The organism is Gammaproteobacteria bacterium (genome assembly GCA_016195665.1).
Taxonomy (GTDB): Bacteria; Pseudomonadota; Gammaproteobacteria; order SURF-13; family SURF-13; genus JACPZD01.
In genome coordinates, this window is record JACPZD010000001.1 from 78,911 (window position 1) to 101,607 (window position 22,697).

Sequence of the window (22,697 nt, forward strand, 5' to 3'; positions counted from 1 at the left end):
TTTCCCGAATTATCCCACAAGCGGTAATGCGGGCCAGGCCAGTCTAGTAAAGCCTGACCCGGCGTGTCACGTCACGCGAAGACCGCTTCAACTGGCGCTTGACCGCGGCGGCGGCTTTGCGCTTACGCACCGAGGTGGGCTTTTCATAAAACTCGCGGCGTCTTACTTCGGAAAGCACACCGGCCTTCTCGCAAGAGCGCTTGAATCGCCGCAGGGCGATCTCGAAGGGTTCGTTTTCTTTTAAGCGTACGGACGGCATCTATTCGTTAACCTCAGACAACATGAATTGTCAAACATGTAATAATACCGGTCTTCTTTCTAAATTGCAAAATATGCGGTGGCTATGCGCATCCTGGGCATTGAAACCTCCTGCGACGAGACCGGGGTGGCGATCTACGACTCTGAGCGAGGCCTGCTGGCCCACCGCCTGCACAGCCAGGTCGCCCTGCACGCCGAATATGCGGGCGTGGTGCCCGAACTGGCCTCGCGCGATCACGTACAGAGAACCCTGCCGCTGATCCGCGAGACTCTAACTGAAGCACAGTGTGAAGCCAAGGCTATCACCGCCGTGGCCTATACCGCGGGGCCGGGCCTGGTCGGGGCGTTACTGGTCGGCGCCGCCATTGGACGCAGTCTCGCCTACGCATGGGGTATCCCGGCGGTTCCCATCCATCACATGGAGGCGCACCTGCTCGCCCCCCTGCTAGAGGCCGATCCGCCCGCGTTTCCATTTGTCGCGTTACTGGTGTCGGGCGGCCATACTCTGCTGGTTGAGGTGTCAGGGATAGGCCAGTATCGAATCCTGGGCGAAACCCTGGACGACGCCGTCGGCGAGGCCTTCGACAAGATCGCCAAGCTGCTCGGCCTCGGCTATCCCGGCGGCCCTGCCTTGGAACGCTTGGCCTTGCAAGGCCGGCCGGACCGCTTTCATCTTCCCCGACCCATGACCGACCGGCCAGGGCTGGATTTCAGCTTCAGCGGCCTGAAGACCGCCGTCGTGACGCTATTTCATGGTCAGGACATGACCGCCGAGACCCGCGCCGATCTCGCCCACGCCTTCCAGGACGCAGTCACGGAAACGCTGGCCATCAAATGTCAACGGGCCTTACAGGAGACGGGGCTTACCCGCCTGGTCGTGGCCGGCGGAGTGAGCGCCAACCAGGCCTTGCGCCGCCGCCTCACCCAAATGGCAAACGAACAGGACGCGCAGGTCTATTATCCACGCCTGGAATTTTGCAGCGACAACGGTGCAATGATCGCCTTCGCCGGTTACCAGCGGCTGGCAGCAGGTCTGGACTCTGACCTCAACACGCTTGCCTTCGACGTGCGGGCGCGCTGGCCGCTGGGTGCTACTTACTCAGGAGTCAGAAAATAAGGCTACAACGTTATAATGTGACTCCTGAGTAAAAACCCTGTTTACTCTACCCCCACCCTGTCCCGCCCCCTCAATAGGGGGCGGAGACGTAGCATGAAGTGTAGTCTTAATTACTGACGCCCACCGCTTTCAATCAGCGGTCCGATCACCACACGTATCTTGCCGGGATGCTTGATAAAGCCCCGCTTCGGCCAAAACTCACCGGCATTGTGCGCGATCGGCAGCACCGGGTAACCGCTCTTTTCCGCCAGCATCGCACCACCGATACCGTAACGGCCCTTCCTGCCGGGCGCCACGCGCGTGCCCTCCGGGAAAATCACCACCGAGCGGCCGTCGTTCAGCCGCGCCGTACCTTGCTCAACCAGTTGCTCCAACGCGCGGCGGCCCGCCTTGCGATCAATGGCGATGGGCTGCATCATCGCCAAGCCCCAGCCGAAAAATGGAATCCACAATAACTCGCGCTTGCACACCCAGGACAACATCTGCGGAAAAATGCACGGCAGCGCGTAGGTCTCCCAGGCCGATTGATGTTTGCACAGGATCACGCACGGCTGCGTGGGGATGTGCTCGCGTCCCTCGACGGTATAACGCAGACCGCAGATTTTTTCCGCGCACCACAGATTGAAACAACTCCACTGCGTGATAAAGCGATAGCGAAAGCGAAACGGCAGCACCCCGCTCAGCACGCTGAGCGGGGCAAACACCAGCGTGGAGGAGACCTGGCACAGGGCGAACACTAACGAGCGCAGAAACAACATCAGGCTTGAGGCGCGGCAAGCAAAGCGTCTACAAATGCGGCGAGGTCGTCGTAGACGGGAACGTACTCAGGCACATCCTGTTGAGAGATGCGCGATCCTTTGCCGGTGCGCACTAATACGGGCAATGCGCCGACCGCGCGCGCCGCCTCGACGTCGCGCAGCGAATCGCCCGCCGCATACACGCCGCGTAGATCACAATGGAATTGTTGCGCGATTTGCCTGAATAAGCCGGGTTTGGGTTTACGGCAGTCGCAGTGGTCGTCCGGCGTGTGCGGGCAGAAAAATATCGCGGCGATGTTTCCACCCGCCTGCGCCGCTTCTTGCTGCATTTTTTCGTGGATGCGCCGCAAGGTCTGGAGATCAAACAGCCCGCGGCCCACACCGGATTGGTTGCTGGCCACGACTATTGTGTAGCCAGCACGATTCAAGCGCGCGATGGCCTCTAAACTACCGGGTATCGGAACCCACTCTTCGGGCGATTTAATATACTCGTCGGAGTCGTAGTTAATTACCCCGTCGCGGTCGAGAATGATGAGCTTCAAGTTATTCAGGATTGTTGAACGCCATACTGTAGTTTGGAAATGTCCGCCACGCGCATGAACAGGCCTTCCAGCTTGGTGAGCAGCGCGAGGCGATTATCGCGCAGGGCCGCATCCTCCGCCATCACCATTACCTTGTCGAAAAACGCATCTACTGCGGGACGCAGTGAGGCGAGGTGCTTGAGCGCCTGGGTGTATTCTCCGTGATGGATGAGCGGCATGACTTCCGCTTCGAGCAGCGCCAAATGCTGGGCGAGATGCTTCTCTTCATCTTGCTTTAGCAAGCTCGCATTGACTATCTCCATCGGTTCGCGCTGCGCCTGTTTGAGGATATTGCGGATGCGTTTGTTGGCGGCGGCGAGACTTTCCGCCTCCGGCATTTTGCGGAATTCCTGTATGGCCTTGAGACGCGGCACGATCCAATCCATGCGGGTCGGCCGCAGGCTCAGGACCGCCTCAATTTCATCGTGCCTGTATTCCTGTTCGCGCAAGTAGGGTTTGAGACGTTCCAGCATGAAATCGTACAGCTTGGACACAGTATCTTTTTCGATTAAATCCGATGGGAACTGCCCCTCGGCGATTTCCAAAAGCTGCATGAGGTTAAGCGCCAACTTATTTTCCACGAGTGTGCGTAACACACCCAGCGCAGCGCGCCTCAGCCCGAACGGGTCTTTGTCACCGGTTGGAATCAGGCCTATGCCGTAGATGCCAACCAGCGTATCTAATTTATCCGCAAGCCCGACACAAATTCCCACGGCACTGACGGACACACGCTCATAGTGTTCTCGAATCGCCTCAGCCACCTGCGGGGCTTCACCGTCATGCAAGGCATAGTAATATCCCATGACGCCTTGCAACTCCGGAAACTCCCCCACCATGTCGGTGAGCAAGTCAGCCTTGCACAAATACGCCGCACGCTCGACGTGCTTGATGTCCGCCGCGAATTTAATTTCCTTGAGCCGCTCGGCGATGGCTACCGCGAGCTTCCGGATACGCTCCACACGCTGCAACTGACTGCCGAGCTTGTTGTGATAGACCACGTTGGCGAGCTTGGGCACACGTTCTTCGAGCTTGGTTTTTTTGTCCTGCTCAAAAAAGAACTTGGCGTCCGATAAGCGCGCTCGCAGCACACGTTCATTGCCGTGAATGATATTTTCAGGTTGGTCAGTTTTTTGATTGCTGATAAATAAAAACCTGGCCTGCAATTCTGCATCTCGCCCAAAGATAGGGAAATATCTTTGATGCTGACGCATGCTTAGAATTAGACACTCAGCTGGTACAACAAGAAATTCTTCGCTGAAACCACCCACATAGGCGGTAGGATATTCAATCAGCGCAGTCACTTCCTCGCAGAGGGCATCACGAGCAGTCATTATTTCGTGAATCACCTTCATCTTATCGTCTATGACGGATTCTTTGAATTCCGCGATATTGTCGTGAGTTATAACACAAGCCTCAAGCTCGCGTTCTTTCTCTTTGATTTGCTCCGCAACCGCCTGCTTGCGCTTTTCAAACGAGGCTACAACATTGCCCTGTTCTTCCAGCATTCGCTCATAATCATCCGCCTTTGCAATAACAATATCACCACCGGAAAGAAATCGGTGACCTGATGTAGTGTTACTACTTTTCTGCCCCAGCACTTCTCCATGCACGATCTTTTTCCCGTGCAGCATCATCAGGCCGTGTACAGGCCTCACGAATTCAACCTCACTACCCCCCCAGCGCATCAGCTTGGCGACGGGAAGTTTTTTGATGACGCTGGCGACGATCCCGGCCAGATGTTTTTCCAGCATTTCACCGGGCTGTTTGGCGCGGAATACAAAGTGCTCGCCTTTTTTATCGCTCTGTTTTTGCAACGCGGAGATTTCCACACCGCAGGATTTAGCGAAGCCAATGAGCGCGGGCGTGGGTTTTTCATTTTGATCGTAGGCGCTTGCCAGCGCCGGGCCTTTGCGCTCGATGATGCGTTCCGATTGCTTGTGGGCTACGTCTTTCACCAGCACGCCAAGGCGGCGCGGCGTGGCGAACTCGCTGACGAACCCGGCGTAATCCGCATCCGCCGCGACAAAACCCTGCCCCTTCAGCCCTTCAAATATTCCTTGGCAGAAGGCCTGAGAAAGTTTAATCAGCGATTTGGGCGGCAGCTCTTCGGTGAGAAGTTCGATGAGTAGGCTGTCTTGCATGGTTTTACTTTTTATTCAGGATGGGGAAACCCAAGGCCTCCCTCGAATCGTAGTAGCTCTGCGCCACCGCGCGGCTCAGGTTACGTACACGTCCAATATAGGCGGCGCGCTCCGTGGTGGAGATTGCGCCGCGCGCGTCGAGCAGGTTAAACGTGTGTGAGCACTTCATCACCATTTCAAACGCGGGCAGGGTCAGTTTGGCTTCCATAAGCCGCTTGGCCTCGGACTCAAATTCGCCGAACAATTTGAACAGCCACTCGACGTTGCTGTACTCAAAATTGTATTTCGATTGCTCGACTTCGTTTTGGTGATACACGTCGCCATAACTCACGCTGTCCGTCCACTTCAGATCGAACACGCTTTCCACGCCTTGCAGATACATGGCGAGCCGCTCCAAACCATAGGTGATCTCGCCCAGCACCGGCGCGCATTTCAAGCCGCCGACTTCCTGAAAATAGGTGAACTGCGTGACCTCCATGCCGTCGAGCCACACCTCCCAACCCAAACCCCAGGCGCCGAGCGTAGGCGACTCCCAGTCGTCCTCGACAAAACGCACGTCGTGCTCGCTCATGTTGACGCCGAGCGCGCGCAATGAATCCAGGTACAGATCTTGTATGTCCAGGGGCGAGGGCTTCAGCACGACCTGGTACTGATAATAGTGTTGCAGCCGGTTCGGATTTTCTCCGTAACGTCCGTCCTTGGGACGGCGCGAGGGCTGCACGTAGGCTGCTTTCCACGGTTCCGGGCCTATGGCGCGCAGAAAGGTGGCGGGATGAAACGTGCCCGCGCCGACTTCCAGGTCGTACGGTTGGAGAAGCACGCAACCCTGCGCAGACCAATAACTCTGCAAATTCAGAATCAGGTCCTGAAAGGTTAAAATTTTTGCCGCCTGTGGCGCTGTTCTGGGCTGCGCGCTCACCATGAGCCCTCAAGTGTCTGAAAATATAAGTATAACGTGACCGGCGGCTCTTCTGCAGGATTCTGGAGTAATAAGCCGGCGGCGGTGTCCAACAAGACTCAAGATATGGCCGGATATGCCGATGATAAAGCTAGACAACACAAGGAATCTTTTATGAAAGATCTCGTTACCCTACCGACCGCCACCGCTCAATGGTATGAGCTGGTCAATGAAGCAGAGAATGTGGCCGCCTGCCGGTTGGTGGAGGAATTGGAAAGCTATCTGGTCTTTCTGTTGATGCGCTTCAGTCGTCAGCCGGATCTGGCCGCAAGCGTGCTGGCGCTGGATTATCTCAACGGAGTTCTGACGGCGGGCAGCCTGCAACAGGAACGCCTGCGCGACGTGGGCGATCATTGCCTGCTCTATTCCGGCCTGTTCCCGCATCAGGCGGAGCGCCGCCATGTGCGCATCAGTTATTTTGTGGACATGGGCCGCAACGCCTACCAACAGCTCTCGCATACCCTGGCCAATACCTCGGCGGACCTCTATGCGCATTTGTCGCAGGACTTCATCAGCCTGATGGATGTGTTATTGGCGGTGCGCAAGCTGGGTAGCGCCGGGCCTTGCCTTGATCCGCTGCCGGCCTATGAATTATGGGCGGACACCGGCAGCCGAGTAGCCTATAGCACCCTGCGCGAAGGCAGTTCCGGGTATCCGGTCATTCTGCAGAAAGAGCCCCAAATAAAGCATTAACCGTTTTCTTTAATGCACTATTTTAGTGCATTACTGCCCCTTCTGCGCCCCATAGTTGGGCGCCAATAACCTTTCTGGGTATGTAATTCTTTGAATACAGGGAATTTCTAAATGGCATGTTTCATGCTAAATTCCCTACTTTGAGTTTTCCAAGACCCCCACACCGCATTGTACTAATTCACTCAGGAGAGTTTTAATGTCTGCAAAAGTATTAAAGATGATTAAAGACAACGACGTCAAGTTTATTGACTTCCGTTTCTGCGACACCAAGGGGAAGGAACAGCACGTCTCGGTTCCCGCGCATACCATAGACGCCGCGCTGTTCAAGGACGGCAAGATGTTTGACGGCTCGTCTATCGCCGGCTGGAAGCATATCAACGAATCCGACATGATTCTGATGCCTGACGCAGACAGCGCCGTGATGGACCCCTTCATGGAGGAATCCACCCTGTTGTTGCGCTGCAACATCATCGAGCCTACCACCATGAAGGGCTACGAGCGCGACCCGCGGTCGCTGGCCCAGCGTTGCGAGGCCTACATGAAGTCCACCGGCATCGCCGACACCGCCTACTTCGGCCCGGAACCGGAATTTTTCATCTTCGACGACGTACGCTGGGGCTCGGACATGAGCGGCTCGTTCATCAAGATTGACTCCGAGGAAGCCGCCTGGAACTCGGAAAAAGTCTTTGAAGGCGGCAATATCGGCCATCGCCCCTCCGTGAAAGGCGGCTACTTCCCCGTCCCGCCGGTGGATTCCGCACAGGACATCCGCTCCGCCATGTCGCTCGCTCTGGAAGAGATGGGGCTGGTGGTAGAAGCCCATCATCACGAAGTCGCCACCGCCAACCAGAACGAAATCGCCACCCAATTCAACACCCTGGTGAGGAAGGCCGACGAGCTGTTGATCTTGAAGTACGTGGTGCTGAATGTCGCCCATGCCTATGGCAAGACCGCGACCTTCATGCCTAAACCCCTGGTCGGCGACAACGGTTCCGGCATGCACTGCCATCAGTCGCTCGCCAAGGCCGGCAAGAACCTGTTTACCGGCAACAAGTACGGCGGCCTGTCCGACCTCGCGCTCTACTACATCGGCGGCATCATCAAGCACGCGCGCGCGCTGAACGCGTTCTGCAATCCCGGCACCAACAGCTACAAGCGCCTGGTGCCCGGCTTCGAGGCCCCGGTCATGCTCGCTTACTCGGCGCGCAACCGCTCCGCCTCGATCCGCATCCCCTACGTCGCCAACCCCAAGGGGCGCCGCATCGAGGTGCGCTTTCCCGACCCGACCGCCAACCCCTATCTCGCCTTCAGTGCGATGGTGATGGCGGGCCTGGACGGCATCCAGAACAAGATCAATCCGGGCGAGGCCATGGACAAGGACCTCTACGACCTGCCGCCGGAAGAGGAAAAGAAGATCCCGAAGGTGTGCCACTCTCTCGATATGGCGCTCGAACATCTGGACAAGGATCGCAAGTTCCTGACCGCGGGCGGGGTGTTCACCAACGACGTGATTGACTCGTATATAGACCTCAAGATGCAGGAAGTCACGCGCCTGCGCATGACCTCGCATCCGGTCGAGTACGACATGTATTACAGCTTGTAAGGTCTCTACTCGTCCATATAAAAATAAAACACCCCCCGCAACGGGGGTGTTTGTTTTTTGGGAATTACCTTTAGATTTCTCCAATAACTCATTGAGAACCTGATGCAATCACGTGCGAAATCCGCAGTCCGCCGTCGTTTCCAGGGGGCTCGGCGGGGAAAACCGTCAAATATCCGAGGTTGCAATTGGCTGGCGAATGTACTCTAATTTTGCCTGCCCTGAGTTTTGGGGCGATTGAAAAAGGCCATGGAGGCCTTTTTCAATCGCGCGTAGCCAGACTTGGTTAAGGCTCCCAACGGTGAGGGTGTGGTCTTGTAAAGGGAGTACTCTGTAGGGGTGTGTACGCCTCTGCGGCAAGCAGCAACACACCTTGCTCGCTAAGGAATCTCTGATTTATTCAGAGATTCCTGTGGCACATGGATGTGCCACCATTTTTCAATCACGAAGCGATTGAAAAATGAAGAAAAGCAAAAATCGCATTTTTGCTTTTTGCCGGGCAGGAAGCCCCAATGCCGCGGGCGCAGGGATGCGCAGGAGCGGCCGTCTCTGAAAATTCCATGGATGGAATTTTTCAGAGTTTCCCTAATAATTAAAGAGTCTGTGCGCATGATAGTACAACTACGTAAAACCATTGCGGTCTTCGTACAGCGTTGGTACCCGGAACGACAATTTTTTTATCGCAGCCGCGGCCAGGTGCGTTTCGTCTCGCTGTCGCAGCCTGTACAAACCGTGTTGAGTCTGCTGTTAGTGGCGGGCCTTGGCGGGGGTGTATTTGCCTGGGTCACCGCCCCCAGTTACGCCGAACTGGCGGCAGGCGTCGCCGAACTGAGGGAGGAACGCAATACCCTGCAGGCACAGACAAAATCCCTGACCACTCAGGTCGCCGCATTGCAGGACAAACTTGGCGACGCCCTCAAACAAGTCGCCAGCATTCCCGCTAAAGACACTCGCATCGCCGAACTGACCTCGCAGCAAACCAGCTCACAAACCCGCCTACTAGCCCTCAACTCCCAGGTATCTACACTGCAAACCAATCTGGACGACGCCCTCAAACGGGTCGCCGAGATCAAGCGCTCGCAGGAAACCCTGGTCGCGCACATTCAGGAACGCACCGAGAGCAACGCCGAACGCCTCGAACAGGCAATCGCCATGACGCGGCTCGATCTCAATAAATTGATGGCCGACAGCAGTCGTAACAGTAACAGCAAGCTGGGACGCGGCGGTCCGTTTATTCCGCCGTCGGCGGCCGCCCCGAAAAGCCCGTTTGCCGACATGCAGGACCTGTTCGAGAGCAGCATGGTGCAGCTGGAGGCGCAATTAGACCGCTGGGCTAGCCTGGAAAGCATCTTTGAACGCTTGCCGGTGGCGCCGCCGGTGAACACGGGCCACGTCTCCAGCCGCTTCGGCAAACGCAGCGACCCATTCACCGAGCAGCAGGCCTTTCACAGCGGCATAGATTTTTCCGCGGAGCTGAATACACCCGTCTACGCCACCGCGCCGGGTTTGGTGACCTTCGCCGGCCGCGATGGCCCTTACGGCTACGTTGTGGAGGTAGACCACGGGCTAGGCATCAAGACCCGCCACGGTCATCTGAGCAAGGTGCTGGTAAAACAGGGTGAGCGTGTCGTATTGCGCCAGAAGATCGGGCTGATAGGCTCCACCGGACGCAGCACCGGCCCACATGTGCATTTTGAGGTGTTGTACCGCGGAACGCCCCGCGATCCGGCCAATTTCATGGAGGCGGGCAGACATGTTTTCAAAGAATGATAAATCGGATCGCCCCGCCGCGAAGCCGGGCGCACCCTCCATCCTGAGCGCCGGTTTGCAGGTGACCGGCAAGCTGGTCACCGCCGGCGAGCTGCAGATTGACGGTGAAGTTGAGGGCGATGTCGCGGCCGGACGGCTCACCATCGGGGAGCACGCGAAGGTTACCGGCGATATCCGTGCCGAGCAGATCATCGTGCAGGGCGAGGTCTGTGGGAGCATCCGGGCGCGCAGCGTACAACTTGCAAAAACGGCCAGGATCACCGGCGATATCACGCACGAATCGCTGTCGGTCGAGACCGGAGCCTACATCGAAGGGCACTGCAAGCATCCCGATCAGCGCGAGGTCGGGGGCAACACGAGACTCTACTTGGCCGGCGAACCGGGCAAAACACCTCCCCCGCGCGCCTTCGGCGACAAAACCCTTTCCTAGCCCCGGCATCTCAGCGGGGCCGGTATGGCCTAGCGTTGTATTCAAACAAGTTGTTGTCTATGCTAGGTGCCATGAACCGTTATCTTTTTGCATCTCTAGCGATTCTGCTCGGCCTGAGCCTGCATGGACAGGCCGTTGCGGCCATTTATAAGTGGGTGGGGCCGGACGGAAAGATCGTGTATACCGACCAGCCGAGACCGGGGGCAAAGGAGGTCGAGCTGCCCAAATTCCCCCCTCCCCCTCCGGCTAAGCCCGCCCAAGCGGACAAGGCCACACCGGATAAAAAAGCAGACACGACAGCCGAGCCGGCCTTCCCGGGTTACAAGAAGGTGGTGCTGGTCAAGCCGGAAGAAGATGCCACGGTGCGGGAAAATAGCGGTGTCGTGGAGGTGGCGCTGGAGTTGGAGCCGGCCTGGGACCCTAAGCTGGGACACAAGATCACGGTCTCGCTGGATGGTAAAAATCTTCCCGAGACTTACACTGCCCCGCAATTTCAACTGCAAAACATTGACCGCGGCAGCCACAGCCTGCAAGTCACGGTCAACGACGCAAAAGACGTACCCCTATCCACCTCAAACAGCGTGACCTTTCACATGAAGCGCCAGTCGGTGAATTTTGTACAGAAAAACCCCATGATGGCCCCTAGAGTTGACCCACCCGATACCCTGCTTCAGCCCTTCTTATCTGCACCAAAATAGTGCATTAAATCCTGTTTTGTTTTATTCTGTATCCAGGGCACTGATCCTGTCCATTCCACGGTCTCGTAGCAAGTCTCTGATTTAGCTCTGCTAATTAACGATCTTTGGGCGACTCTCCAGCGCCAGCGTACGACTGGTTTGGTTCTTGCTATAGCTCACTCAGATCATGCATTACGCCAAACTTTACCAAGCGGTTACCGAGAATCTGAATACCGCCGTATTCACCTTTGATCGCGGCTTGCGCCTCACCTATATCAATCCCGCAGGCGAAATGATGTTGGCCATCAGCGCCCGTCAGGCGCGGGGGATGCGGGCCTCCGATCTTTTTCAGCACGCAGCGGCCTTTATGGCGTCGCTGAAGCGCGCCCTGAACACCCAGCACCCCTTTAGCGAGCGCGAGTTGCAGCTGCGGTTGCTCGATGACACCCCCATCACTGTGGACTGTATGGTCACACCCTTGAGCGAGGAACGTCTGCTGGTCGAGATGCTGCGGGTGGACCGGCAGTTGCGCATCACCCGCGACGAAAATCGCCTCAGCCACTATCAGGCCAACCAAATGATGTTGCGGGGCCTGGCGCACGAGATCAACAACCCGCTGGGCGGCCTGCGCGGCGCGGCGCAACTGCTGGAGCGCAAACTGAACGATGCCAGCCTGCAGGAATACACCCGCGTCATCATCGGCGAGGCCGACCGGCTGCGCACGCTGCTGAGCCGCATGCTGGCGCCGACCGCCTTGCCGCAACGCAGGCTGGTGAATATCCATGAAGTCCTGGAGCGGGTGCGCAGCCTGGTGCTGGCGGAAACTTCCGAGGGAATAACTATCTCACGCGACTACGATCCCAGCATTCCGGAGTTTATGGCGGACAGCGATCAGCTCATCCAGGCGGTGCTCAACATTGTGCGCAATGCGGTGCAGGCGCTGGATAGTAAAGGCAAAATCACCCTGCGCACCCGTGTCCAGCGGCAATTTACCATCGGCCAGAAGTGTCACAAGCTGGTGGCCGGCGTGGAGATCAGCGATAACGGGCCGGGCATACCCGAAGACTTGATCGAGAATATCTTTTATCCGCTGGTGACGGGCCGCGCGGACGGCAGCGGCCTGGGGCTTTCTATCGCGCAGTCCCTGGTCAACCAGCACGGCGGGCTGATCGAGTGCGCCAGCCGGCCCGGAAAAACGACGTTTACCTTATGGCTACCCTTGGAAAATGGAGCGCAGCATGACTAACAAGCCGCAGGTCTGGGTGATAGACGACGACCGCTCGATCCGCTGGGTGCTGGAAAAGGCCTTGCAGCAGGCGGAGATGAAGGTCACCAGCTTCGAAAACGCGGGATCGGCCCTGAAGGTGTTGCCGAGGACGCTGCCCGACGCGGTGATCACCGATATCCGCATGCCGGGCATGGACGGCCTGAAGTTATTGGAGATGCTGAAGACGCATTATCCCGATCTGCCGGTCATCATCATGACCGCCCACTCCGATCTGGACAGCACAGTGGCGGCTTATCAGGGCGGCGCCTTCGAGTACCTGCCCAAGCCTTTCGATGTGGACGAGGTCGTTGATCTGGTGCGGCGCGCCCTGGAACGCAGCCGCCGCCAGTCTCTGCAAGTGCTGCAAGACGATCAACGGGCGGCGGAGATCATCGGCGAGGCGCCTTCGATGCAGGAGGTGTTTCGCGCCATCGGCCGTTTGTCGCGCTCGCACATCACCGTGCTCATCAACGGCGAGTCCGGTACCGGCAAGGAGCTGGTCGCCCGGGCATTGCATCGCCACAGCCCGCGCGCCGCCAAGCCTTTCATCGCGCTCAATATGGCGGCGATCCCGCGCGATCTGCTGGAGTCGGAACTGTTCGGTCACGAACGCGGGGCCTTCACCGGCGCGCAGGAACGGCGGGTGGGACGCTTCGAACAGGCCGATGGCGGGACCTTGTTTCTCGACGAGATCGGCGACATGCCTTCCGAACTCCAGACCCGGCTGTTGCGCGTGCTGGCCGACGGCGAGTTTTATCGCGTCGGCGGCCATAATCCCGTCAAGGTGGACGTGCGCATTATCGCCGCCACGCATCAAAACCTTGAACAGCGGGTGCGCGACGGCCAGTTTCGGGAAGATCTGTTCCACCGTCTCAATGTGATCCGCATCCACATCCCGCCCTTGCGTCAGCGCCGCGAGGACATTCCCCTGTTGCTGCGCCACTTCCTGGGCTCCGCCGCCAAGGAACTCGGCGTTAAACCCAAGCAGTTGCGCAACGACGCCGAGGAGTATCTGACCCGTCTGGATTGGCCCGGCAATGTGCGGCAGCTTGAAAACACTTGCCGCTGGCTCACCGTCATGACCATCGGCGACGTGATCACGGTAGCGGATCTGCCGCCTGAATTGCGGCAGCAACAATCCCCCGCCGGCGACGATGCGGATTGGGAAGCGGCATTACGGCGCTGGGCGGATCAGCGCCTCAGCCACGGCGAGACGGGCTTGCTCTCCGTCGCCACCCCCGGCTTCGAGCGCATCATGATTGAAACCGCGCTCAAACACAGCGGCGGGCGCCGTCAGGACGCGGCCAAATTGCTGGGCTGGGGGCGCAATACGCTGACCCGCAAGATCCAGGAGCTGGGCATGGAGGCCGCCGAGTGAGGCGCTGCGTTGACTTCCCCGGCTGGAAACTCAATACTTGAGATCAGCGTGGGGAATCTTATGGCGCATTACATACGGCTGTTGCTCACCTGCATCACACTGGCCGGGTGCGCCGCGGCGGCCGTGGCGCAAGATCAAATACCTCGACCCCAGCGTGATGAGCAGAACCAGATCACCGTATCACCCGCGACTGCTGCGCTGATTGAACAGGCCGAGGCGGGTGACGCCGACGCCGCCAACACGGTCGGATTCCAGTATGGCAACGGCCTGAGCGTGATGCAGAATGACGCCGAGGCCTTGAAATGGTATCGCAAGGCGGCGGAGTTAGGCAGCGAGGAAGGCATGTATCATCTCGCCGGCGTTCACGAAAACGGCTATGGCGTAAAGCAAGACTACCAAGAGGCCGCCAAGTGGTACCGCAAGGCTGCGGAACGAGGGCATGCCGGGGCGCACTACTCCTTGGCGAGGCTTTATGAACAGGGACAGGGCGTACCCAAAGACCTCAAACAATCCGCCGAGTGGCGGCGTAAGGGCGAAGCATTGGATCTTAACCCGCGTGACAAATAAACTTACATCACTCACTACTGCTGCGGCCGCAGCCCGAATTTTTGTGGCGGCCTTGGCCCTTCTGCCTGTTTTGGCGTCCGCCGAGCCGGCCTCCACACCCGCCGCCGAGACCCTTAGCGTCAGCGGACTTGCCAAGGTAAAGCTCACCCCTGATCGCGTGGTGTTCACGATCTCCGTGGAGACCAGCGCCAAGACCGTGGGTGAAGCTGTCCAGCAGAACAACGGCAAGATTGAGCAGGTGATCGCCGCGCTGAAGAAGGCGGGCGCGACAGAACAGGAAATTCAGACCACGAATTTTTCCATCTTCCCGCAACAGGAGTTTACGGAAAACCGGCGGCCGCGGGTGGTCGGCTACCAAGTGAACAACAGCCTGACCGTGACGCGAGCGACGGTGAGCGATGCGGGGAAACTCCTGCAAGCGGCGGTGGACGCAGGCGCCAACCAGGCGGGCGGTTTAAGCCTGGTGGTTTCTGATCTCAGCCGCGGGCGCGAGGAAGGGCTGCAACGCGCCTTTCAGGACGCCAAGGCCAAGGCCGAGATCCTGGCCAAGGCCGCCGGCAGAACAGTCGGCCGGGCGCTTTCCATCAGCGAGGGCATCATGTCGGCGCCGCCCTCGCCCCTACTCGGCCGCACTATGGCCGCCGAGGCCAAGTTCGCGGAGGTGCCCGTGTCCCCAGGAACCGAAGAGATCAGCTTCACGGTCTCGGTAACATTTGAATTGCGTTGAGCAGGCCGTGCTAGACTCAGCCGCCGCAGTCGGGACCTTCGCGCTCCGCGTTGAGGGTCCCCACCAGTTGCGAGACGTTGCTAAACGAGTGACGTTGCAGATAGGCCGCGATGCCTGAATTGATTTTCGCGCACACCAGCGGATCGTAAAACAGCGCGGTGCCGACGCCCGCCGCAGAGGCCCCGGCGATAATGAATTCCAGCGCATCCTGCGCGGTAGTAATGCCGCCTTGGCCGATGATGGGAATATTATGCTTGCTGGCCACCTGATAGACCTGATGCACCTTTAACAGCGCAATGGGCTTGATGGCCGGGCCCGACAGCCCACCCTGACCGTTGCCGAGCACGGGCACGCGCCGCTCGATGTCCACCGCCATGCCCATCATGGTGTTGATGACGGCAAAAGCGTCGGTCCCGGCCTCGATGCAGCGGCGGGCGTTTTCCGCGATGTCGGTCTGATTGGGTGAGAGTTTGGTGATGAGCGGTTTCCTGGTCTGCGCGCGGCAGGCCGCGACGACCCGCGCCGACATGTCGGGATCATTGCCGAACGCCACGCCGCCTTCCTTCACGTTGGGGCAGGAGATGTTGATCTCCATCGCGTCTATCGGCGAATCGTCGAACAGGCGGGTGATCTCGGCGTATTCCTCCACCGTGGAGCCGGACAAATTGGCGATGAACCGCGTCTCGCTGAAATCGAGCGCGGGCAAAATGTTTTTTATCACGTATTCCGTGCCGGGATTCTGCAAACCGATGGCGTTCAACATCCCCATCGGGGTTTCCCACACACGGTGCGGCGCATTGCCGAGACGCGGGGCGAGAGTAGTTCCTTTCAAACACACCGCGCCCGCATCGCGATTGGAAAATCCGCTCACGCGCGTGTATTCTTCACCGAACCCCACGCAACCGGAGAGCAGCACGAGCGGCGTATTGAAGCGCATGCCGCAGAACTCCATTGCCAGCATGGCCTGATCGCTTAGGTTACCGTCCTTCATGTTTCACGTCGTGCTCTATCAACCGGAGATTCCTCCCAACACCGGCAACATTATACGCCTGTGCGCGAACAGCGGCGCGCAATTGCACCTGATCAAACCGCTGGGTTTCAGCCCCACGGACAGCAAGCTCAAGCGCGCTGGGCTGGACTACCATGACTGGGCCAGCGTGCACCAGCACGAAAACTTCGATGCCTTCAAAGAAACCGTGCGACCCGCGCGCCTGTTCGCCATCTCCACGCGAGGCACGCGCAATTACGCGGAAGTTTCCTACCAACCGGATGACGCATTGCTATTCGGCCCCGAGACGCGCGGCCTGCCGCAAACGGTGCTCGACACCCTGCCCAAAGACCACATCTTGCGCATCCCCCTGCGCCCCCACAACCGCAGCCTCAACCTCTCTAATGCAGTGGCGGTTGTACTGTATGAGGCCTGGCGGCAACAGGGCTTTGCAGGGGCGGGTTAAACGATTTGTGGCTTTGCGGAAGGGATGAATTCGAGGTACATTACAGTACAGCAAGCTTGACGATAAGGGTACATGCAAGCAAGAATTTTAATGCGTTATTGCAAAACAGGGTCCTGATATTTTTAGAAGACAATGGACAAGGACATTCAAATGTTAAATGCGGAGTTCGGCGCGGCGGTTTATGATGCGCAAGTACTGGAGTTGTCGATTGAGCTTATCCTGTCCCTTCTTGATAAAACTATCCGCCCTAATGAAAGCGTACCAGGTATTGAGGGTTTCTTCTCGGTATATGCCGACAAACCTCTGGGGCAACTAGTTGGACTGTTAAAACAACGAATCTCCGTTAAGGACTCTGATGCAGAGTTACTTAAACAGGCGTTGAATGCCCGTAACCATCTCGTCCACGGCTTCTTCAAGCGGGACGATCGACTTAAGGCAGCATTCACTTTTGACGGAATCACGACACTTATCAATGGAATCAAGAATGTAAGAAAACAAAAGACAAAAGGGTCAAGTTCATGGTATGACTATATGAACTACACAATCCTGCAGCAACCAATACGATAGTCATACAATGAACTGACTCTTTTGTCTTTGCCTGGCGTCGCCGTTTCACTTGACTGCTTCGAGAATCGCAATTTCCTCTTTAAGCAGATCGTTCGCCAAGTTGGATACAAGTTGGATAATGGCACGCCCTTCTTGGACGCGATCACAGTCAAATACGCTTGCACCTCGGCATCGAGATACAAGGGTGGGCACGCCGTCTGTGCCCACATGCCAACTGCATGCGATTCCGTGTGGGCACAAACGGCGTGCCCACCCTACCAACTCCTGATTTAAGGCGCGTTCAAGGCCTGCAAACGCCGCAGGATTTGCTGGGCTGCGTCGCGCACCATATCCTGACGCAGCACGGCCTCTTCCGCATCCTTGCCCAGCAACTGCGTTTCATCGAAGCGGTAATCACGCACCAGACTGATTTCCGTCTTCGGGAGCAATTCTTTCCCGGCTTGATCGCGCACCTCAAAGTTGACGGTGTAATACAGCTCAAACTCGCGCGCCTTGCCGGTCGCGCCCACCGACAGCAAGCGGCGTTCGAAACCGTCCGTGAGGATGGTCAATAACAGCTCGGCCTGCTGCCGATCCTGGACGATGTAACTCCCGCCGCGGCGCAACTCGTCCGTTAAACCGGTCTGGGGGTTGCCGCCCTGCACATGGGTCATGGGCAGCACGCGGGGGGCAACACCCTTCTCTTCCTGCCCGCGCAGGTGAAAGCCGCAGCCTGCCAGCGAGGCAGCCAACGTGAATACTGCGATGCGTACATAGATTTTCATAGTCTAAGCCACCACAATGTTAACCAGCTTACCCGGCACAATCACAACTTTTTTGATCTCTTTGCCTTCGGTGTAGCGTTTGACGTTGCCGTCTGCAAGCGCCGCCGCCTGTACGTCGGCTTGATGGGCGCCGCTCGCCGCCGTGATGTGCCCCCGCAATTTGCCGTTGACCTGCACCACCAGCTCGACCTCGTCTTGCACCAGGGCGGACTCGTCTACCTCCGGCCATGCTGCCTGAGTGATGTCGCCGGCAAAGCCCAATTCATGCCACAGGGCATGGCTGATATGCGGGGTGATTGGCGCGAGCAGTCTCAGCAGTATACTCATCCCTTCGCGCAGCAGTTCATCGTAAGCACGGGCTCCAGTCCCAGCGGGGGTCCTCTCCAATGTATTAAGTAATTTCATCGCGGCCGAGACCACGGTATTGAACTGATGTTTGCGGAAGTCATAATTGGCCTGCTTGAGAATCTGGTGGATGTCTCTCCGCAGGGCGAGAGCTTCCGGGCCTGCCATTGATCCGTTCACACCGGCCTGTTTCTCAAACCGATCACCCTGCTCATGGGCAAACACCCATAGCCGCTTCAAAAAGCGATAGGCGCCTTCCACGCCGGCGTCGGACCACTCCAGCGATTGTTCAGGCGGCGCGGCGAACATGGTAAACAGGCGCGCGGTGTCGGCGCCGTATTTGGCGATCAGTTCCTGCGGGTCCACGCCATTATTTTTTGATTTCGACATGGTTTCGATGCCGCCCACGTTCACCGGTTGACCGTCGCTCTTGAGCGTTGCAGTGACGGTGCGGCCTTTGGCGTCGCGTTCAATGGCTACATCGTGCGGAAAAAAATAATCCTTCTTGCCGTTAGTGTGTGTCCGATAAAAGGTCTCGGCAGCACCATGCCTTGCGTAAGCAACTTCGTGAACGGTTCGTCGCCTGTAACCAATCCCTCATCGCGTATGAGTTTGTGAAAGAAGCGCGCATAGAGCAGATGTAAAATAGCATGCTCGATGCCGCCGATGTATTGATCCACCGGCAGCCAATAGCGCGCACGCTCATCCACCATGCCAGTGGTACAATCGGGCGAGCAGTAACGTACATAGTACCAGGACGACTCCACGAAGGTGTCCATCGTGTCGGTCTCACGCTTCGCTTTCTTGCCGCACTGCGGGCAGGTCGTTTCGTAAAACTTGGGCAGCTTGGCAAGCGGATTACCGCTGCCGTCCGGCACGATGTCTTCCGGCAACACTACGGGCAGTTCTTTGTCCGGCACCGGCACGTCGCCGCACGCCGCGCAATGAATAATCGGAATCGGGCAGCCCCAGTAACGCTGGCGCGAGACGCCCCAGTCGCGCAGGCGGAACTGTATCTTCGGCCCGCCGAGTTTTTTGGTCTGCAATACCACAGCCATTTTGTCGAAGGCTTGCTCGAAATCAAGGCCATCGAATCCGCCGGAGTTAAATAAAATACCGTAGTCAGTAAACGGTAAGTGAGGCGTGAGGCGTGAGGGGCCTTCGGCTGGCGTTGTACAGGGTCGAATCACCGCCTTGACGGGCAAGCCATACTTGGTTGCAAACTCAAAATCGCGTTCGTCGTGCGCCGGCACCGCCATCACCGCGCCTTCGCCGTAGCCCATCAGCACGTAGTTTGCCGCCCACACCGGCAGTTTTTCTCCGGTGAACGGATGCGTGACGAACTCGCCGGTCGCCATGCCTTTCTTCTCTTGCGTGGCAATCTCGGCCTCGGTCACGCCGCCCTTTTTGCATTCTTCAATAAAGGCATGCAGCGCGGCATTCCTCGCCGCCGCCTTCGCGGCCAGCGGATGCTCGGCAGCGACCGCCACATAGGTCACGCCCATCAACGTGTCGGGCCGCGTGGTGAAGACGGTGAGGAGTGAGGGGTGAGAGGTGAGGGGTGTTTCCTCCTTACTCCTTACTCCTAACTCCTCACTGGCTAAGTTGTGTTGTTGAGCCACAATACCGAACTGCACCTCCATTCCGCGACTCTTGCCGATCCAGTTGCGCTGCATGGCCTTCACCTGCTCCGGCCAACCCGGCAGATGATCGAGCCCGGAGAGCAGCTCTTCGGCGTAGGCGGTGATTCGGAAATAGTACATCGGTATCTCGCGCTTCTCGACCGGCGCGCCGCTGCGCCAGCCGCGCCCTTCAATCACCTGCTCGTTGGCGAGCACGGTCTGATCCACCGGATCCCAGTTCACGACCCCGCTCTTTTTGTAGATGAGACCCTTCTTGAACAAGCGCGTGAACAGCCACTGCTCCCAGCGGTAATAGTTCGGATCGCAGGTGGCAAGTTCACGCGACCAGTCGTATCCGAAACCGAGGCTCTTCAACTGGTTGCGCATATAGGCAATGTTGTCGTAGGTCCACTTGGCGGGCGAGGCCTTGTTTTGCATCGCCGCGTTCTCGGCGGGGAGACCAAACGCATCCCAACCTATCGGCTGCAACACGTTTTTGCCCTGCATGCGCTGATAACGCGCGATCACGTCGCCGATGGTGTAATTGCGCACATGCCCCATGTGCAGCCGCCCGCTGGGGTAGGGGAACATCGAGAGGCAGTAATAGGGTTCGCGCGGATCGTGGTCGTGGGCCTTAAATACCTGGTTTTGCTCCCAGTATTGTTGGGCCGCCTGCTCAATCTCCGCGGGGGTATAGCGCTCTTGCATCCGAGACCTGATGAAATCCAAAACTGGAATTATATACCAGCGCCGCTTGCAATGCCGCCTTGCAGGCGCTGGCCAATGGGTTCACACTGAATGTCACCGGAATGACTTGAAGGAGGGTGTTACGATGAGCCAAGCGCAGCCGCCTCACGGTGTCAACGAAAGGCTGGTTCAGGCCTATAACCACATGCTGGAGCGGATTAAGACCGCCACCCAGCAGGCCGGGCACGAGACCCTATCCACCCTGCAACAGCACATCGAAAACGCAAAACACAAGGCCGTGGAATTGGGCGAACTGACGCGCGAAGAGGCCGACAAGATTGCCACCTATCTGAAACGCGATCTGCACGATGCCGCCCGGCATTTGAAGGAAACGGGCAAAGAGTTCGGCGACTGGCTGCGTTTTGATCTGGAGTTGATCGAGGAAAGGGTGGCCGAGATGTTCTCTCTGCTGGTAGACCGCACCCGCGTAGAACTCGACCGGCTCGCGCTTTATGCCAAACAGCCAAGCGACCAAAAAACGGAGCAGTGGCATACCGGCGAAGTGACCGGGATCGGCACGCTGCGCTGCACCACTTGTGGCCAATTGATGCACTTTCATGCCACCGGCCACATTCCGCCTTGCCCGAAGTGCCGCGGCACTGAGTTTCGCCGCGCCCGCGCGACGGACTAATTTGCGGCTACTCTCTCGCTTCGTTTCTTGAAACGAATTCTCGTCGTGGTCAATACCAAAATCAGACCCAGCAACACAGGTAAGTTACCCCACCGTACATAGGGTGTTACACCCTGCATTGGCTGCATCGTACCGCTCAGCACATAGGTCTTAAACTGCGGCGAGGCGGCGGTGATCTTGCCTTTGTGATCTATGATCGCCGAGATGCCGTTGGTAGTGGCGCGCAGCAGCGGGCGGCCGGTTTCCAGCGCGCGCATGCGGGACATTTGCAGGTGCTGCGGCGGGGCGAAGGAGTCACCGTACCAGGCGTTGTTGGTGAGGTTTACCAACACACTCGCCTCGGGCAGTTGGCGGATCACTTCCTCGCCAAACGCATCTTCATAGCAGATGGTGCCGGCGATCTTATGACCGGCGGCCTGCAACAAGGGCTGATTAGGCGGGCCCGGGCTGTAGCCCGACATGGGCAAATCGAAAAATTTAATGAGCCCGCGCAGCCAGTCGGCGAAAGGGACGTAATCGCCGAACGGCACCAGATGTTGTTTGAAATAAAAACCTTCGCTACGCCCCAGGCTCATCATACTGTTGTAGTAACGGCCGGTGTCCGGGTCCTCGACTGAAAGTCCAAGAATCAGATCGGTGTTGTGCCGGCGCGCTGTGGCGGCCAATTGAGCAAGATAATTATCGGCGACCTCATGATAAAACATCGTGATAGCCGCCTCCGGCCAGACAATGAGATCGTCGCCCCAGCGTTGCGCGGTAAGCTGCGCATAAAGATCGAGCGTGCGCCGGCGCTGCTCCGGTTGCCATTTTATCTCTTGCGGGATATTGCCCTGGATGAGACTCACGCGCAGCGGTTTACCATGCGGCTGGGTCCACGCGATGGGTGTGAGCAACGCGGAACCGCCCCACAGCAAAACAAGCACTGCCAGCGCACGCCCAAGGCGGGGTTTCGGTGCGGTAATCATGTAGAGCAGCAGACCTGCGCTCAGCGCCACGGCCCAGGATACGCCGTATACACCCAGGATGGGTGCGAGACCCGCCAGCGGGGCGCTGATCTGGCTATAGCCCAGATTCAACCATGGGAAGCCGCTCAGCACCCAGCCACGCAACCATTCAAACAACACCCATGCAGCGGGAAAGATCAGCAACAGTTTTACAGCGAGTGTACGCTGTGCGTAGAACCGCGTCACTGTGTAACCCAACAGCGCGGGAAACAGACTCAGCAGAGCGACGAACAGGCCGGTGAGAAATCCCGCGAGGAGGATGCTGGCCTCGCCAAAGACATGGATGGCCACGTACACCCACGACACGCCGACGCCGAACATCCCCAACCCGAACAGCCAGCCGCGCCGGAAACCGCGCTTGGGAGTCGCTCCCGGCGTCCTGCCTCCCGCGACATTAGTAGAACCCTTCGCTGTCGCTCTTCCCTGTACATCAGAAGTGTCCAGCCAGGTCAGATACAGCAACGCCGGGGCAATAACGGCGAGCGGAAAGAGGTGAAACGGGGCGAAGGCGAGCGGCAACAGAGCGCCGGCGAACAGGGCCAGCAGGTCGCCTCTCCAACCCGCCGTCAGGGTGCCGAGCAGGCGCACGGAGCTAATTCCATTTTACAATCAAAAATTGAAATATTGTTCTGATAAAGCTT

The 22,697-nt window shown here is 58.0% G+C and carries 23 protein-coding genes; 13 read left to right on the top strand and 10 right to left on the bottom strand.

The window, feature by feature from the left end; translation table 11 throughout:
* Positions 1-43 precede the first annotated feature (43 nt).
* Positions 44-259, bottom strand: coding sequence for a 30S ribosomal protein S21 (rpsU, locus tag HY028_00415; GenBank protein ID MBI3343343.1), 216 nt, complete (start codon positions 257-259; stop codon positions 44-46).
* Positions 260-343: 84 nt separating this feature from the next.
* On the opposite strand from rpsU, the gene tsaD reads away from it, so the two are divergent.
* Positions 344-1,375: a tRNA (adenosine(37)-N6)-threonylcarbamoyltransferase complex transferase subunit TsaD gene (gene tsaD, locus HY028_00420; protein ID MBI3343344.1), complete on the top strand. Its 1,032-nt coding sequence runs from the start codon at positions 344-346 to the stop codon at positions 1,373-1,375.
* A gap of 110 nt (positions 1,376-1,485) precedes the next feature.
* Here the strand turns inward: tsaD and HY028_00425 are convergent, their stop codons facing one another.
* Genes HY028_00425 through glyQ form a run of 4 tightly spaced genes read right to left on the bottom strand, consistent with a single transcriptional unit; the run spans position 1,486 to position 5,777 of the window.
* A complete protein-coding gene (locus HY028_00425) occupies positions 1,486-2,133 on the bottom strand; it encodes a 1-acyl-sn-glycerol-3-phosphate acyltransferase (GenBank protein MBI3343345.1) in 648 nt (215 codons plus the stop codon).
* Entirely contained in the window at positions 2,133-2,675 is a 543-nt protein-coding gene (gene gmhB / locus HY028_00430) for a D-glycero-beta-D-manno-heptose 1,7-bisphosphate 7-phosphatase (GenBank protein MBI3343346.1), read from the bottom strand. The genes HY028_00425 and gmhB overlap by 1 nt, the downstream gene beginning before the upstream one ends.
* A gap of 5 nt (positions 2,676-2,680) precedes the next feature.
* Entirely contained in the window at positions 2,681-4,855 is a 2,175-nt protein-coding gene (locus tag HY028_00435) for a glycine--tRNA ligase subunit beta (protein ID MBI3343347.1), read from the bottom strand.
* Between the two features lie 4 nt (positions 4,856-4,859).
* Positions 4,860-5,777: a glycine--tRNA ligase subunit alpha gene (glyQ, locus tag HY028_00440; GenBank protein MBI3343348.1), complete on the bottom strand. Its 918-nt coding sequence runs from the start codon at positions 5,775-5,777 to the stop codon at positions 4,860-4,862.
* 150 nt (positions 5,778-5,927) lie between these two features.
* Between glyQ and HY028_00445 the strand changes: the two genes are divergently transcribed.
* The 9 genes from HY028_00445 (at position 5,928) to HY028_00485 (ending at position 14,922) form a co-directional block, all read left to right on the top strand.
* Positions 5,928-6,506: a hypothetical protein gene (locus HY028_00445; GenBank protein ID MBI3343349.1), complete on the top strand. Its 579-nt coding sequence runs from the start codon at positions 5,928-5,930 to the stop codon at positions 6,504-6,506.
* A 196-nt stretch (positions 6,507-6,702) separates the two neighbouring features.
* Positions 6,703-8,109, top strand: coding sequence for a glutamate--ammonia ligase (gene glnA, locus HY028_00450; protein MBI3343350.1), 1,407 nt, complete (start codon positions 6,703-6,705; stop codon positions 8,107-8,109).
* Between the two features lie 606 nt (positions 8,110-8,715).
* Complete coding sequence (locus tag HY028_00455; GenBank protein ID MBI3343351.1) at positions 8,716-9,876, top strand: peptidoglycan DD-metalloendopeptidase family protein; 1,161 nt, start codon at positions 8,716-8,718, stop codon at positions 9,874-9,876.
* Complete coding sequence (locus HY028_00460) at positions 9,860-10,306, top strand: polymer-forming cytoskeletal protein (protein MBI3343352.1); 447 nt, start codon at positions 9,860-9,862, stop codon at positions 10,304-10,306. Before HY028_00455 ends, HY028_00460 begins: the two co-directional genes overlap by 17 nt.
* A gap of 71 nt (positions 10,307-10,377) precedes the next feature.
* Entirely contained in the window at positions 10,378-11,004 is a 627-nt protein-coding gene (locus HY028_00465; GenBank protein MBI3343353.1) for a DUF4124 domain-containing protein, read from the top strand.
* Positions 11,005-11,170: 166 nt separating this feature from the next.
* The gene (gene glnL / locus HY028_00470) at positions 11,171-12,229 is read left to right on the top strand and encodes a nitrogen regulation protein NR(II) (GenBank protein ID MBI3343354.1); all 1,059 of its coding nucleotides are present in this window, start codon (positions 11,171-11,173) and stop codon (positions 12,227-12,229) included.
* Positions 12,222-13,628 carry a nitrogen regulation protein NR(I) gene (gene ntrC / locus HY028_00475; protein ID MBI3343355.1) on the top strand — a complete coding sequence of 469 codons (1,407 nt, stop codon included), beginning with the start codon at positions 12,222-12,224 and terminating at the stop codon, positions 13,626-13,628. The genes glnL and ntrC overlap by 8 nt, the downstream gene beginning before the upstream one ends.
* Before the next feature lie 60 nt (positions 13,629-13,688).
* Positions 13,689-14,195, top strand: a complete 507-nt coding sequence (locus HY028_00480; protein MBI3343356.1) for a sel1 repeat family protein — start codon at positions 13,689-13,691, stop codon at positions 14,193-14,195.
* On the top strand, positions 14,185-14,922 hold the full coding sequence (locus HY028_00485) for an SIMPL domain-containing protein (protein ID MBI3343357.1): 738 nt from the start codon (positions 14,185-14,187) through the stop codon (positions 14,920-14,922). The genes HY028_00480 and HY028_00485 overlap by 11 nt, the downstream gene beginning before the upstream one ends.
* A gap of 16 nt (positions 14,923-14,938) precedes the next feature.
* Here the strand turns inward: HY028_00485 and HY028_00490 are convergent, their stop codons facing one another.
* Positions 14,939-15,883: a dihydroorotate dehydrogenase gene (locus tag HY028_00490; GenBank protein ID MBI3343358.1), complete on the bottom strand. Its 945-nt coding sequence runs from the start codon at positions 15,881-15,883 to the stop codon at positions 14,939-14,941.
* Positions 15,884-15,911: 28 nt separating this feature from the next.
* Here HY028_00490 and trmL point away from each other — a divergent pair, with 28 nt between their 5' ends.
* Both trmL and HY028_00500 read left to right on the top strand, forming a co-directional pair.
* Positions 15,912-16,376, top strand: a complete 465-nt coding sequence (gene trmL, locus HY028_00495; GenBank protein MBI3343359.1) for a tRNA (uridine(34)/cytosine(34)/5-carboxymethylaminomethyluridine(34)-2'-O)-methyltransferase TrmL — start codon at positions 15,912-15,914, stop codon at positions 16,374-16,376.
* Between the two features lie 132 nt (positions 16,377-16,508).
* Positions 16,509-16,943, top strand: a complete 435-nt coding sequence (locus HY028_00500; protein MBI3343360.1) for a hypothetical protein — start codon at positions 16,509-16,511, stop codon at positions 16,941-16,943.
* A 269-nt stretch (positions 16,944-17,212) separates the two neighbouring features.
* Here HY028_00500 and HY028_00505 read toward each other — a convergent pair whose 3' ends face one another.
* The 3 genes from HY028_00505 to HY028_00515 form a co-directional block, all read right to left on the bottom strand.
* Positions 17,213-17,707, bottom strand: a complete 495-nt coding sequence (locus HY028_00505) for a hypothetical protein (protein MBI3343361.1) — start codon at positions 17,705-17,707, stop codon at positions 17,213-17,215.
* Between the two features lie 3 nt (positions 17,708-17,710).
* On the bottom strand, positions 17,711-18,442 hold the full coding sequence (locus tag HY028_00510; protein MBI3343362.1) for a class I tRNA ligase family protein: 732 nt from the start codon (positions 18,440-18,442) through the stop codon (positions 17,711-17,713).
* 86 nt (positions 18,443-18,528) lie between these two features.
* Positions 18,529-20,382, bottom strand: a complete 1,854-nt coding sequence (locus tag HY028_00515) for a leucine--tRNA ligase (protein MBI3343363.1) — start codon at positions 20,380-20,382, stop codon at positions 18,529-18,531.
* 124 nt (positions 20,383-20,506) lie between these two features.
* On the opposite strand from HY028_00515, the gene HY028_00520 reads away from it, so the two are divergent.
* Positions 20,507-21,052 (top strand): zinc ribbon-containing protein, encoded by a 546-nt coding sequence (locus HY028_00520; protein MBI3343364.1) that lies wholly within the window; start codon positions 20,507-20,509, stop codon positions 21,050-21,052.
* Here the strand turns inward: HY028_00520 and lnt are convergent.
* Positions 21,049-22,644, bottom strand: coding sequence for an apolipoprotein N-acyltransferase (gene lnt / locus HY028_00525; protein MBI3343365.1), 1,596 nt, complete (start codon positions 22,642-22,644; stop codon positions 21,049-21,051). The two genes, HY028_00520 and lnt, sit on opposite strands and share 4 nt — an antisense overlap.
* Between the last annotated feature and the right edge of the window lie 53 nt (positions 22,645-22,697).